The 14162-nt window shown below is 65.0% G+C and carries 4 protein-coding genes; 2 read left to right on the top strand and 2 right to left on the bottom strand.

The window, feature by feature from the left end:
- The gene (locus tag ACVIHF_RS32595; RefSeq protein ID WP_225162022.1) at positions 1 to 501 is read right to left on the bottom strand and encodes a phage tail protein; all 501 of its coding nucleotides are present in this window, start codon (positions 499 to 501) and stop codon (positions 1 to 3) included.
- Between the two features lie 337 nt (positions 502 to 838).
- On the bottom strand, positions 839 to 8824 hold the full coding sequence (locus ACVIHF_RS32590) for a cadherin domain-containing protein (RefSeq protein WP_456793138.1): 7986 nt from the start codon (positions 8822 to 8824) through the stop codon (positions 839 to 841).
- A gap of 832 nt (positions 8825 to 9656) precedes the next feature.
- Between ACVIHF_RS32590 and ACVIHF_RS32585 the strand changes: the two genes are divergently transcribed.
- Both ACVIHF_RS32585 and ACVIHF_RS32580 read left to right on the top strand, forming a co-directional pair.
- The gene (locus ACVIHF_RS32585; RefSeq protein ID WP_253609858.1) at positions 9657 to 10874 is read left to right on the top strand and encodes an efflux RND transporter periplasmic adaptor subunit; all 1218 of its coding nucleotides are present in this window, start codon (positions 9657 to 9659) and stop codon (positions 10872 to 10874) included.
- Entirely contained in the window at positions 10871 to 14044 is a 3174-nt protein-coding gene (locus tag ACVIHF_RS32580; RefSeq protein WP_225642972.1) for an efflux RND transporter permease subunit, read from the top strand. The genes ACVIHF_RS32585 and ACVIHF_RS32580 overlap by 4 nt, the downstream gene beginning before the upstream one ends.
- Positions 14045 to 14162 lie beyond the last annotated feature (118 nt).

The following is a 14162-nucleotide window of genomic DNA, read 5'->3' as shown; positions in this document are numbered from 1 at the left end:
TCAATTCTGCGAGGGGAAAATGCCCTGGAGGGCAATGCTGAAATTGATCGTCAGGAACGGTTGCATGTTCTGATGGGCCTGGCTGCCGCCGGCATTGCCCACGGTCAATGGATTGAGCGGGGTGATGTCGGTCGTCGACGTGCTGTAGCCGTTGTTGAAGGCACCGAGATAGGCCCCCGAATCGAGCGGCTGGCTACCGTTGCTGTTGGTGGCGTTGGCCAAATGATTGTGCTGCGCCATCTCGTTGATCGTGAGCGTGTGGCTCTCCTCGCCGCCGCGTTGGCCGAGCGTATAGCCGGGGCCCATACTTATCGGCACCCGGCCTCGAAGGTCGGGCAGGCCAAAAGTGACGCGCCCGTCCCCGCCATAGGTCGTACCTAGCAACGAGAACAGTGCCTGATTCTGAGCGATGGGAAGCAGTTGGCCGTTGCAAAATGCCCAACCCTTGGGCGCAAAGCCGAACGACATCATGCGGACTTCGGAAAGAAACGGATCGGCCATCGGTCCTCCGCGAATACGTCGTACGATTTGTGAAAAATTCGAAGCAATGATGCTGCGTGTGCAACGTCTGCACGATAGCGTGTTTTGCGGCTAGTGCAACCTCAACGATTGTCTGGTTTCCGCGATTTTTTCGATTCCGCGGCCGCGCGAGCCATTCGCAGTTCGCGACGAGACGGTATCGCTGCTGACGGGACCGTTGTCACGAATCGGACATGTCCAAGCGGACATCATGAGGCGATTGAAGTTTGCCGGGTCGACGGAAGCGCGGATCCCATCCATCTGAGGCAAGCCTGCCGGAACGCTTCGGCAGGCGTTGTGTAGTCGATACGGTGCCCGGTCAGACGATCAGGTCATGGTGCAACTGGGCGTGGTTGTCGGTTTGCGTGCCGCCCATGGCGGCGAACGTCGCCTCATGGCCGACCCACCAAGGGGTGCCGGCATTGGCGTGCCCGCTGAACAGATCGGACCAGGTCTGGGTGTTCGCGGCCGGGTCCGCGTGGCTCGTGCTGGCCTGCGACGGCGTCTGGGTGAACGACGAGAAGTCGAAGCCGTCGCGGTTCAGAGTCGAGGATGTGCTGCTCTGCATGGGCATCGCCTTCGCCGATCCCACGTTGGCCTGCGTGACATCCGCGGCGGTTGGGAGCCGCCGCTCGCCGTCGGTGAGACTGATATACATCAGGTCGTTGGCATCGGATGATGACGTCAGGTCGGGGAGGCCGAGCACGTGTCCCAACTCATGGACCACGGCGGTCAATAGATCGAGATGACCGGCTGCGGCCGTCGACGAATCGGTCTGCAGATCGGAGCCGGAAGCATTGAGCGCGTGGGGGAACTCAAAATTGTCAAACGGTGTCGAATCGACGAACCAGCCATGGCCGGCGGCATCGGCATCGATCGTAATGTGGCCGGCGCTTTCCAGGCCGACCACCTGGCCGGCGAGATCAGCGACGCTGAAGGTGACGGCATGCAGCGCGGCCAGTTGATCCGCGTCCACGCCAGCCTTTGCCCATTGGGTAATGGCCGCCGATACGACCGAGTCGAGCTGGCTTTGCGTCAGGTGGGTTTCACCCGGGGTCGCGACGGCGGCCTGCACGCCGCCATCCGCGGCGAGCAGCGGCGACGAGCCGAAGCCGTTGGTGCTGCCCGCCGTGACGCTGATGGTCGGCGCCGTGGTGACCGTATTGTGCGCCAGGACGTAGCTCGAGATTGCGGCGGTATCGGTCGCGCCGCCGCCATAGGACGAGCCGTCGCCCGCGTGCAGGCCGACGGTGGTGGCAAACCGATCGCGCAGCCGGATGTCGGTGCCGGTCGCGCCCGAACCGAGGAACTGATTTTCCTGGGCGCCGGTGCCGCCCAGCGTCAGCGAGACGCTCTGCGCATCGCCCGCGACCGTGCCGGCATTAAGTTCGAAGCCATGAGCGCCGAACGCACCCGGGTTGGACACCGTGTTGCCCATGACGATCGCGGTCAATAGGGCGTTGCCGCCGTTCGCAGCGTCACCGGTCTGCAGTTCGATTCCGTCGTTGTTGTACTGATACAGATGATTGTTGGTGATCGTGACGCTGGAATTGGCCCCGCCCATCGTGACGAAGCCGATGTCACTGCCCTGGGCGGAGCCGCTGTTGGCGACGCCGGCGACGCCGATCGTGTTGGAATCGATCGTGCCGTTGAACGAGCTTGCTCCTGATCCCGTGCTGATGCCGAGCGCGGTGCCGAGGGCATCACGCATGGTATTGTTGGCGATGTTGAAGGTCAGGTTGGCGTGGTCGCCGGTCCCGCCGGAGCTGATGGTGATGCCGCCGCCGCCCGAGACGATATTCTGGTTGTTGTTCGAGAAACTGTTTCCGTTCAGCACGAGGTCCGAGTTGACGCCGCCGTGCAGATCGAGCTGGAACAGGTCGCCGCGCGCCGACGTGAATGTCGAATTCTGGACGGTCGCGTTGAATGTTCCGTCGGTGGCCTGGAACACCAGGGCATCGCCCGAGCTGTTTCCGGCCGCCGAATTGGTCGCGAAGGTCGAGCCGGTAATGGTGATGCGGTTGAGTGTCTGACCGCTGTTGTTGAAGACGTGGAACGCATCGAGCGCTGCGCCCGTGAAGGTCGAATTCGTCACCGACGCCGTGCCGGACAGGCCGGTGAAGTAGACGTCGCCCTCGCCGATGCCGCCGACGTTGGTGCCGTTGGTGCCGGTCACCGTGGTGTTGCCGAGGGTAAAGCCGGTGACGCTGGTGCCGACGATGCCGTAGTTCTGGAAGTCGTGCATCGCCAGATAGGACAGCTGAACGTCCTTGGTGTTGTTCAGGTAGACGCCGCTGCCCTGCGTGGTGCTGCCGTCGGCGCCGGTCTTGTTGGCGATGGTGCCGCCGCTGCCCGCCGTCGAACCGTCGCCGGTGATGTGCAGGCCGCCATTGCCGGCGGCCGTGCCGGTATTCGACAGGATGATGCCGTTGTTGGACCCGCCGCTCGAGGTGATGCTCTTGAGGATGAGGTTGGACGAGCCGATCTGGGTGTTCTCGACATCGAGCGCGGTGCCGGTGCCCGACGTGATGGAGTTGTTGGTGCCGGTCAGCGTGATGGTGCCGCCATGGGTGAAGCTCATGCCGGTGCCGCTGGCAGTCTTGACCGTGATGTCGGACATCGTGACGGTGCCGACATTGTTGTTGTCGTCGCTGATGCCCATGCCGGTCGAGGCCGAGGTATCGATGCTGACGCCGCTGATGCTGTGGCCCGAGGTGCCGAGCAGGTCGATGCCGTTGTCGGCGCCGGTCACCTTGATCACCGGATCGGTGCCGGTCGCAGTGTTGGCGGTCACCACGGCGCCGGTCGCCGGATTGGTGAACGTCAGGGAGTGACTGCCGCCGACCAGGTTGACGCCATTGGCGAGGTTGATGCCGTTGGCCTCGGTATAGGTGCCGGACCTCAGCACGACATAGTCGCCAGAGCCGGCCGGATTCGCCGCGTTGAAGGCGGCAATCGAGGTGTATGGATCGGCCGCGGTGCCGAGATTGGCGCTGTTGGCCAGCGCCGTGGGCGAGTTGTCGATATAGAACACCTGCGGGACCACGCCGACGTGGAAGGTCTGGGCGCCCGACGTGAGCGGCCCGCCGGTGCCGGTGTTGCCGTTGTCGTTGATGTTCAGCGTGACGGTATCCGAGCCGGTGAAGCCGTCGTCGCTGTTGTATGTCAAGGTCGCCAGCGCGGTGTTGACCTGTGCGACGGTGCCGGTCAGCGTCACCGTGTGGCTGCTGTTGTTGGTGGAGCTGGCGAGCCCGGCGGTATTGAAGGTCAGGTTCGCATGGCTTGAGGCAATCGTCGCCGTGACGTTGCCGCTGGCGGCATCGATGTCGGCGACCGAAAGTCCTGAAATCGCGAAGTCGGTGTGCGAGAATGCCGTGCCGATCGAATTGTCCGCCGGCACCGACGCGGTGGGTCCGTCGTCCACCGCGGTGACGCTTCCCGTCGTCGATCCCGTCCCGGTGTTGCTGCCGCCATTCGCGGTACCGCCGTCATCGTGCACGGTCAGGCTGTAGGAGCGCGCGGTGGTGTCGGGGTTTTCGCTGGTGTTGTTGAACTGGATCAGGTCCAGCGCCGCATTGTAGTGCGCAAGCGTGTCGGTACCGGTGAAGCTGATCGTTTCGGTACCGGCGGTGCTGGTGATCTCGAAGTGGATGCCGCCGATATCGCCGCTGTTGCCGGCGTGGCCTGCGATCGACAGCGCATCCGACGGCTTCAGATTGTTCAGAACGAAGGTCGCATTGGTCAGGTTATTGTCTTCGGCGTCCGTGATCGTCAGGTTCGGCGTGATCGTGACCGGCGTCGAGTTCGCTGCCGGCGTGCCGTTCGGCGGCTCGGAGAAGCCGGTGATGGCACCGAAGCTCACGACCGGCGCATCGTTGACCGGCGTGACGTGGATGGTCGAGGTCGAGGTGTTGCTGCTGTCGGTGCCGTCGTTGACCGTAAAGCTGACGGTGCGATCCGCCCCGGATGGGTTGTCGCTCGAGTTGAAATAGGTGATGGAATCGAGCGCGGCCTTGTAGTTGGCGACGCTGGCGGAGCCGGTCAGCGTCAGCACGCCGGTCCCGGAATTGTACGAGCCGGTGATGCCGCTCTGGTTGACGAAGCCCAGCACGTCCTGGCCGGCGGCGAAGCCGCCGGTGATCTGCACCGTCGCGCCGGTCAGATTGGCGCTGTCGACGTCGGTCACGTTGACCGACGCATCGATCACGGTCGCGGCCTGGTTTTCGGTGTAGTTCAGCGTGCCGCCGGCGGTCGTGACCGGCGGATCGTTGACCGGCGTGACGTTGATGGTGCCGGTAACCGGCGTGGAGGTCGCCGTGCCGTCGTTTGCGATGATCGTGACGGTGCGCGCCAGGCCCGACGGGTTGTCGCTGGTGTTCTGATAGGTCACCGAGGCGAGCGCCGCCTGATAATCGGCGACGCTGGCGGTGCCTGTCAGCGTCAGCATGCCGGTTCCCGCATTGAACGAGCCGGTGATGCCGTTCTGGGACGTAAAGGCGAGGACGTCCTGACCGTTGGCGTAGTTGCCGGTGATCTGCACCGTCGCGCCGGTCAGCGTAGTGTTGTCGACGTCGGACACGATGATCGCCGGGTCGAACGCGGTCGCGGCCTGGTTCTCGGTGTAATTGAGGGTGTGACCGGCGGTGACGACGGGCGGGTCGTTGACCGGGGTGACGTTGATGGTGTCGGTGACCGGCGAGCTGTCGAGCGTGCCGTCATTGGTCGTGATGGTGACGGTGCGCGCCAGCCCGGACGGATTGTCGCTGCTGTTGATGTAAGTCACCGACGCCAGCGCGGCCTGGTAGTTCGCGACGCTGGAGGAGCCGGTCAGCGTCAGCGTTCCGGTCGCGGCATTGAACGAGCCTGTGATGCCGTTCTGGTTGGTGAAGCCGAGGACATCCTGGCCGCTGGCATAGTTGCCGGTGATCTGCACCGTCGCGGACACCAGATTGGCGTCATCGCCGTCGGTGACGGTGATCGCCGAATCGATCACGGTCGCGGCCTGGTTCTCGGTGTAGTTCAGCGTGTGGCCGGCGGTGACGACCGGCGCCTGGTCGACCACGACGGCGATGGTGAAGGTCTGCTGGCTGTGCAGCGTACCGTCGCTCGCATCGACCGTGACGTCATAGGACGGGTCGGCAATGTTGATCTTGCTGGGATCGGCGACCGTGATCTTGCCGGTGGTCGCATCGATGGTGAAGCCGCCGCCGGAAGTGTCGCCGACCAGCGAATAGGTCACGGCGGGGCCGTTGACGTCCGTCGAGGATGCCGTGACGCTGGTTCCCGCGCCGACCGGTGCGTTGACCGCAACGCGGTTGGCGCCGGCGTCGGCATCGACCGGGGTCGACGGCGCGACGTCGGTGACGGCGATGGTGAAGGTCTGCGAGCTCGTGAGCAAACCGTCGCTGGCCTGCGCGGTGACGGTGTAGGCGTGCCCGGCCGGGCTTTCGTAATCGATCTTGGAGCTGTCCGCGACGGTGATGACGCCCGTCGTCGCGTTGATGGTGAAGCCGCCGCCGGAGGTGTCGCCGATCAGCGACCAGGTCACGGCCGGGCCGTTGACGTCGGTTGCCGCCGCGGTGATGCCGACGGTCGAGCCGTTGGCAGCGCCTTCGGCGATCGTGTTGGTGCCGGCGTCGGCATCGACCGGGGTCGACGGTGCGGCGTCGTTGACGGCGATGGTGAAGCTCTGCGAGCTCGCCAGCGTGCCGTCGCTGGCCTGCGCGGTCACCGTATAAGAATGGGTCGGGCCGCTGCCCTCATAATCGATCTTGGTCGGGTCGGCGACGGTGATGACGCCGGTCGTCGGGTCGATGGTGAAGCCGCCGCCGGAGGTGTCGCCGATCAGCGACCAGGTCACGGCCGGGCCGTTGACGTCGGTCGCATGCGCGGTGATGCCGACCGCAGTGCCGGCGGCCGCGCCTTCGACAACGCTGTTGGCGGCGGCGTCGCCGTCGACCGGCGTCGATGGCGCAACATCCGCGATGTTGATGGTGAAGGTCTGCGAACTCGCCAGCGTGCCGTCGCTGGCTTGCGTGGTGACGGTGTAGCTGCCGCCCGAGCTTTCGAAATCGAGCTTGCTCGAATCGGCGACCGTAACGACGCCGGTTGCGGCATTGATGGTGAAGCCGCCGCCGGAGCTGTCGCCGATCAGCGAATAGGTCACGGCCGGACCGTTGATGTCGGTCGCCGACGCGGTGATACCGACGGTCGAGCCGTTGGCTGCGCCTTCAATGACGGTGTTGGCGCCGGCGTCGGAGTCGACCGGGGTCGACGGCGCGACGTCGGTGACGGCGATCGTAAAGGTTTGCGAGCTCGCCGTCGTGCCGTCGCTGGCCTGCGCGGTGACGGTGTAGGAATGGGTCGGACCGCTGCTCTCGTAATCGACCTTGGTGCTATCCGCGACGGTGATGACGCCGGTTGTCGCGTCGATGGTGAAGCCGCCGCCGGAGGTGTCGCCGATCAGCGCATAGGTCACCGGCGGGCCGTTGACGTCGATCGACGACGCCGTGACACCGACGGTCGAGCCGTTGGCGGCGCCTTCGGCGATCGCATTGGCGCTGGCGTCGCTGTCGACCGGGGTCGAGGGCGGGGCTTCGGTGACGGCGATGGTGAAGGTCTGCGAGGTCGCAAGGGTGCCGTCGCTGGCCTGCGCGGTGACGGTATAGGCGTGGCCGGGCGCGCTTTCGTAATCGAGCTTGCTCGGGTCGGCGACGGTGATGACGCCTGTTGTCGCGTTGATGGTGAAGCCGCCGCCGGAGCTGTCGCCGGTCAGCGAATAGGTTACCGCCGGGCCGTTGATGTCGGTCGAGGATGCGGTGACGCCGACCGTGGTGCCGACGGCCGCGCCTTCGACGACGGTATTCGCGGCAGCATTGCTGTCGACCGGGGCCGACGGCGCAACGTCGGTGACGTTGACGGTAAAGGTCTGCGTGCTGGTCTGCGTGCCGTCGCTGGCCTGCGCGGTGATCGTGTAGGCGTGGCCGGGCGCGGTTTCGAAATCGACCTTGGTGGGATCGGCGACGGTGACGACGCCGGTCGCGGCGTTGATGGTGAGGCCGTGGGCATCACCGACCAGCGAATAGGTCACGGTGCCGCCATTGATGTCGGTGGCGTGCGCGGTGATGCCGACGGCGGTGCCGATGGCGGCGCCTTCGACCACTGTGTTGGTCGCGGCGTCAGAGTCGGTGGGAGCCGACGGCGGGGCGTCGGTCACGCCGATCGTGAAGGTTTGCGTCGTCGTGGTCGCGCCGCTCGTCGCCTGCACCGTGATGGTGTAGGCGTGGCCCGGCGCGCTCTCGTAATCGAGCTTGTTCGGATCGGCGACGGTGACGACACCCGTCGTGGCATTGATGGTGAAGCCGCCGCCGGAGGTGTCGCCGGTCAGCGAATAGGTGGTTGCGGGGCCGTTCGGATCGACCGCGGAGGCGGTGATGCCGACCAGCGTGTTGACGGCTGCGCCTTCGACGACGCTGTTGGCGGCGGCATTGACGTCGACCGGGGTGCTGACCGCCACGTCGTTGACGTTGATCGTGAAGCTCTGCGAGCTGACGCCGCCATGGCCGTCGCTGGCCTGGACCGTGATGGTGTAGGCGTGGCCCGGCGCGGTCTCGAAGTCGATCTTGGCGGAATTGGCGACGGTGACGATGCCGGTGGTGGGATCGATCTTGAAGCCGCCATTGGAGGAATCCGATGTCAGCGAGTAGGTGACGCCGGGGCCGTTGACGTCGGCCGACGACGCGGTGATGCCGACCGAGGTGTTGACCGCGGCGCCCTCGTTGACGGCGTTGGCGGTGGCGTTGCCGTCGGTCGGTGTCGAGGGCGGCGCATTGCTGACCGCGATCGTGAAGCTCTGCGACGAGACGAAGATACCGTCGGTCGCCTGCACATTGACAACGTAGCTGCCGCCGGAGCTCTCGAAATCGACCTTGGAGGGATCGGCAATCGACACGACGCCGGTATTCGGATCGACCTTGAAGCCGCCATGCGAGGAATCGGACGCCAGCGAATAGGTGACCGGAAGACCGATCAGGCTGGTGGATTGCGCGGTGATGCCGACCGATGTACTGGCTGCGGCGCCCTCAACGACCGTGTTGGCGCCGGAATTGGCGTCGGTCGGAGGCGATAGGAAGCCGGGCACCGGCGGCCACGGCGTGCCGGGAGGACAGCCCAGGTAAAGATATTGCAGACCATACGTATTGACGAACGCCTGCGCGGCCGGATCCAGAATGATATTGCCGCTCGGATCGAGATGAAGCTCGGGGCGGGTTAAACCACCGATTGTATAGGCAGGTATGGTCGTCATGAGCACTCCCGCGATCGGCGTGAAAGCCGATCAACTAACTACAATTTTTGGGGACGACGAGGTGTGAAGCAGTTCACACGTTGAGGTTGATCACTTGCGATCCGAGATCGCACCGGTCCGCTCGCAATATGCGGACACCGCGACGGTTGCGGAGTCCCGACATCAGCAAGTTCAAATGCGCTTGCCATTACGTAATCGCTTCCACTCACTCACGCCGCGAGAAAAGCCCAATGAATGTTCGAGAAAAGCGCGGCGGCCAAGAAAATTTACCGGTTGGCAACCACGACCGTATTGTCGATGCTTCCGAGTGTCAATGTGTGTCCACGTGACACCGCGCCGTTAACCACGATTCGGCCATGCAGCGGGAGGTAGAGTGTGGGAACTCGACCATTTTTAATCTTGTGCGACCCCCGGTGGTTTCTGCGCCGCAGGCGGAATTGTCGTTGTGTGACGAACATGTGTCGGTGATTCGCCTTGGGATTGATTCCCGGCAAGCCGTCTGTGATCTCTCCTCACCCGAAAGGCCAGTGAATCTGTCCCTTCCTGTCGTCACGGCTTCGCGATCACGTCGTAAGGCTTTCAGATTGCGCAACTATTCGCTTGATCCGGCGGCCATCTTGAACAGACTGGGGAGCGGCTACATCTGTGACGTCCGCTGCCGCGACATTGCGGTGGTCCATCCGCGTTGAATCACCGCAAGTTTAATTGCGACTTTCGTAGCCCTGCACTGATCCTTGGGGAGAGGGAATTGAGTTCGATTGACAGAACGGGGCGTGTGGCTCCGGTGACCGGCGTCGAGCGTCATTCGCTTCGCCGCCATGCCTCACGCGGCCTGTCGCTCAGGCCTTGGCTTGGCCTTGCGCCGATCGGGCTGCTGGCGGCGCTGGCGCTCGGCGGCTGCGACAACAAGAGCGCGCAATCGCAGGCCGCGCCTGCGCCGCCACCCGTGACCGTCGCGCAGCCGGTCAAGCGCACCGTCACCGACTGGGACGAGTTCACCGGCCGCTTCGAGGCGATCGAGGAGGTTCAGGTCCGCGCCCGTGTCGGCGGCTTCGTCAACAGCGTCGAGTTCAAGGATGGTGCGATCGTCCACGCCGGCGATCTGCTCTACATTATCGACCCGCGGCCGTTCGAGGCGGTCGTGCTGCAGGCCGAAGGCCAGCTGGCCGACGCGCGCGCCAAGGGGGAGCTTGCCAAGCGCGATCTCGAGCGCGGGCTGAACCTCGTGCAGACCAGCGCGGTCTCGGAGCAAGTCGTCGATCAGCGCCGTCAGGCATTGCAGGCGGCGCGCGCCGCCGAGACCCAGGCCGAAGGCACGCTGAAGGCCGCGCAGCTCAATGTCGAATTCACCCATGTGCTGGCGCCGATCACCGGCCGCGTCAGCCGGCATCTGGTCACTCCGGGCAATCTCGTGCAGGGCAGCGAGGGCGGCGCGACGCTGCTGACCTCGATCGTGTCGCTCGATCCGATCTACATCTATTTCGACGTCGACGAGGCGACCTATCAGCGCAACAGCAAGCTGTGGTTCGAAGGCAGGCGGCCGAGCTCGCGCGACACGGCGAACCCGGTGCAGATCGCGTTGACCGGCGAAACCAAGCCCTCGCATGAGGGCAAGATGGACTTCCTCGACAATCGGCTCGACGTCTCGACCGCGACGCTGCGCAGCCGCGCGGTCGTTCCGAACAAGGATCTGTCGGTCCTGCCCGGCCAGTTCGGCCGCGTCCGCATCATCGGCTCCTCGCCCTATGAGGCGCTGCTGATCCCGGACAGCGCTGTTGCCACCGACCAGTCGCGCAAGATCGTGTTCGTGGTCAAGGACGACAATACGGTGGAAGCAAGAGCTGTCACGCTCGGGCCGCTCGACGATGGCCTGCGCGTCGTCCGCGAAGGCCTCAAGGCGGAGGATCACGTGATCGTCGACGGCCTGCAGCGCGCCCGCGTCGGCGCCAAGGTGACGCCGAAGATGGCGCAGGCTCCGGCGGATTCCAAGCCCGCGGCAGGCGACAAGCCCGCGGCCGCTGACAAGCCCGCCGCAGGTGCCAAACCATGAATCTCGGCAGGCTCTCCATCAACCAGCCCATCCTCGCGATGGTGCTGTCGATCGTGCTGCTGATCGTCGGCGCGATCGCCTATCCGACGCTGCCGGTCTCGGAATATCCGCAAGTGGTGCCTCCGACCGTCGTGGTCACCACGCAATATCCGGGCGCCTCGGCGCAGACTGTGTCCGATACCGTCGCTGCGCCGATCGAGCAGGAGATCAACGGCGTCGAGGACATGCTGTATCTCTACAGCCAGGCGACGTCGAACGGCCAGCTCACCATCACCGCGACCTTCAAGCTCGGCACCGACCTCGACAAGGCCCAGGTGCTGGTGCAGAACCGCGTCGCGATCGCGCAGCCGCGGCTGCCCGAAGAGGTGCAGCGCAACGGCGTGACCACGCGCAAGAACTCGCCCGACATCCTGATGGTCGTGTTCATGCTGTCGCCCGACGACACGTTCGACCAGCTCTACATCTCCAACTACGCGCTGCTGCAGGTCCGCGACCAGCTGTTGCGGCTCGATGGCGTCGGCGACATCCAGATGTTCGGCGCGCGCGACTATTCGATGCGGCTGTGGCTCGATCCCGACCGGATCGCCAATCTCGGCCTGACCTCGACCGAGGTGCTGGCGGCGATCCGGGCGCAGAACCTGCAGATCGCCGGCGGCCAGATCGCCGAGCCGCCGATCGCCGATCGCGCATTCCAGCCGAACCTCGTCTTCACCGGCCGCCTCAAGGACATCAGGCAGTTCGAGGACATCGTGGTGAAGGCCGGCTCCGACGGCCGCACGGTACGTCTGCGCGACGTCGCCCGCGTCGAGCTCGGCGCGCTGTCCTACGCCACCAACAGCTTCCTGCTGCGCAAATCCGCCGTCGCGCTGCTGGTGACGCAACGGCCCGGATCGAACGCGCTCGCGACCGCCAAGAGCATCTCCGACACGATGGAGCGGATGAAGGCGAGTTTCCCGAAGGGGCTCGACTACAATATCGGCTACAACCCGACCGAATTCATCGCCCAATCGGTCCACGAGCTGATCAAGACGATCTACGAGGCGATGGCGCTCGTCGTCATCGTGGTGCTGGTGTTCCTGCAGGGATGGCGGCCTGCGATCATCCCGATCATCGCGATCCCGGTGTCGCTGGTCGGCACCTTCGCGGTGATGGCCGCGCTCGGCTTCTCGATCAACAATCTGACACTGTTCGGCCTCGTGCTGGCGGTCGGCATCGTGGTCGACGACGCCATCGTGGTGGTCGAGAATGTCGAGCGGCATCTCGAGCACGGCATGAGCAGGCGCGACGCTGCGCTCAAGACCATGGAGGAGGTCGGCGGCGCGCTGGTCTCGATCGCGCTCGTGCTGTGCGCGGTGTTCGTGCCGACCGCCTTCCTCGGCGGCATCTCCGGGCAGTTCTTCCAGCAATTCGCGGTCACCATCGCGGTCGCGACCGCGATCTCCTGCTTCTGCTCGCTGACGCTGTCGCCGGCGCTGGCCTCGCAGATCCTGGTGCCGCATGAGGAGAAACGCCCGCCGGCGCGCTGGAACATCATCGCGCGCGGCTGGGACAGCTTCACCGCGCTGTTCAACCGGGTGTTCGACCGGCTCGCGCACGGCTATGCATCGGTGGCCGACTTCGTGATCCGGCATACGGTGGTGATGCTTGCGCTCTACCTCGTACTGATCGGCAGCGCCGGCTGGCTGCTCGCGACCACCTCGCAGGGCTTCATTCCGGCGCAGGATCGCGGCTACGTCATCATCTCGGCGCAACTGCCGGGCGCCGCGTCGCTGGCGCGGACCACCGCTGTTGTGCGCGAGATCGAGCGGATCGCGCTGGATACGCCGGGCATCGTTCGCGTCGCGGCGTTCGCCGGCTTCTCCGGTGCGACGCGCACGCAGCAGGGCAACGCCGCGGCGCTGTTCCCGGTATTCGACGAGCCGGAGGCGCGCCTGAAGAAGGGGCTGACGGCGAACGCGATCACGGCCGAATTGCGCAAGCGTCTGTCGGTGATCCAGGGCGCCTTCATCATCGTCATTCCGCCGCCGGCCGTGCCCGGCATCGGCACCGGTGGTGGCTTCACCATCCGCGTCCAGGACCGGCAGGGGCGCGGACCCGAACTGCTGGCTTCCGCGACCGATGAACTGGTGACAGCCGCGCGCAAATCGCCGTCTCTCACGTCGGTGTTCTCGCCGTTCACCGCGAACACGCCGCAGCTGTTCGTCGACATTGATCGCGTCAAGGCGCAGAAGCTTGGGGTGCCGATCGCCAACATTAATGACACGATCCAGACCTATTTTGGTTCGACCTATGTCAACGACTTCAACCTGTTCGGCCGCACCTATCACGTTACCGCGCAAGCCGATCTGCCGTTCCGGAAAGACAGCCCCGATCTCGCAAGGCTGCGCACCCGCAACGTCGCCGGCGACATGGTGATGCTCGGCAGCATCGTGGACTTCAAGGACGTCTCGGGACCCGACCGCGTCGCGCGCTACAATCTGTACTCGGCGTCCGAACTACAGGGTGAGCCGGCACCGGGCGTGAGCTCGACGACGGCGCTCAACACCATCAAGCAGCTCGCCGACCAGACATTGCCGAGCGGCTTTTCGTTCGAGTGGACCGACCTGTCCTACCAGCAGGTCACCGGCGCCAATGCCGGCCTCTACGTGTTTCCGATCTGCGTGCTGTTCGTCTATCTGGTGCTGGCCGCGCAATATGGCAGCTGGACATTGCCGTTCGCGGTGATCCTGATCGTGCCGATGTGCCTGTTCGCGGCCACGATCGGCGTGCGCCTGATGGGCCAGGACGTCAACATCCTGACCCAGATCGGCTTCGTGGTGCTGGTGGGGCTGGCCGCCAAGAACGCGATCCTGATCGTCGAGTTCGCACGCGACATCGAGCTCGAGGGGAGGTCGCGGCTGGACGCGGTGATCGAGGCTTGCCGGCTCCGTCTGCGGCCGATCCTGATGACCTCGTTCGCCTTCATCCTCGGCGTGCTGCCGCTGGTGGTGTCGACCGGTTCGGGCTCGGAGATGCGGCAGGCGGTCGGCGTTGCCGTGTTCTTCGGCATGCTCGGCGTCACCCTGTTCGGCCTGGTCTTCACGCCGATCTTCTACATGGTGGTGCGCAACCTCGCGGAAGGAAAGAACGAGGGCAAGCCGGCCGAGCCCAAGGCAACCGTGGCGGGGTGAGGGCGGCACCCAACGTTCCGCAGCAGCAAGTCCTTCCCCGTCATCCTGAGGAGCCTGCGAAGCAGGCGTCTCGAAAGACGCACGGCCACCGGCCGGGCCGTCGACCCTTCGAGACGCG

This window comes from Bradyrhizobium sp. USDA 4506 (assembly GCF_054058795.1).
The sequence above is the reverse complement of the archived record's forward strand: the minus strand, read 5'-3'. Positions and strand labels throughout refer to the sequence as shown.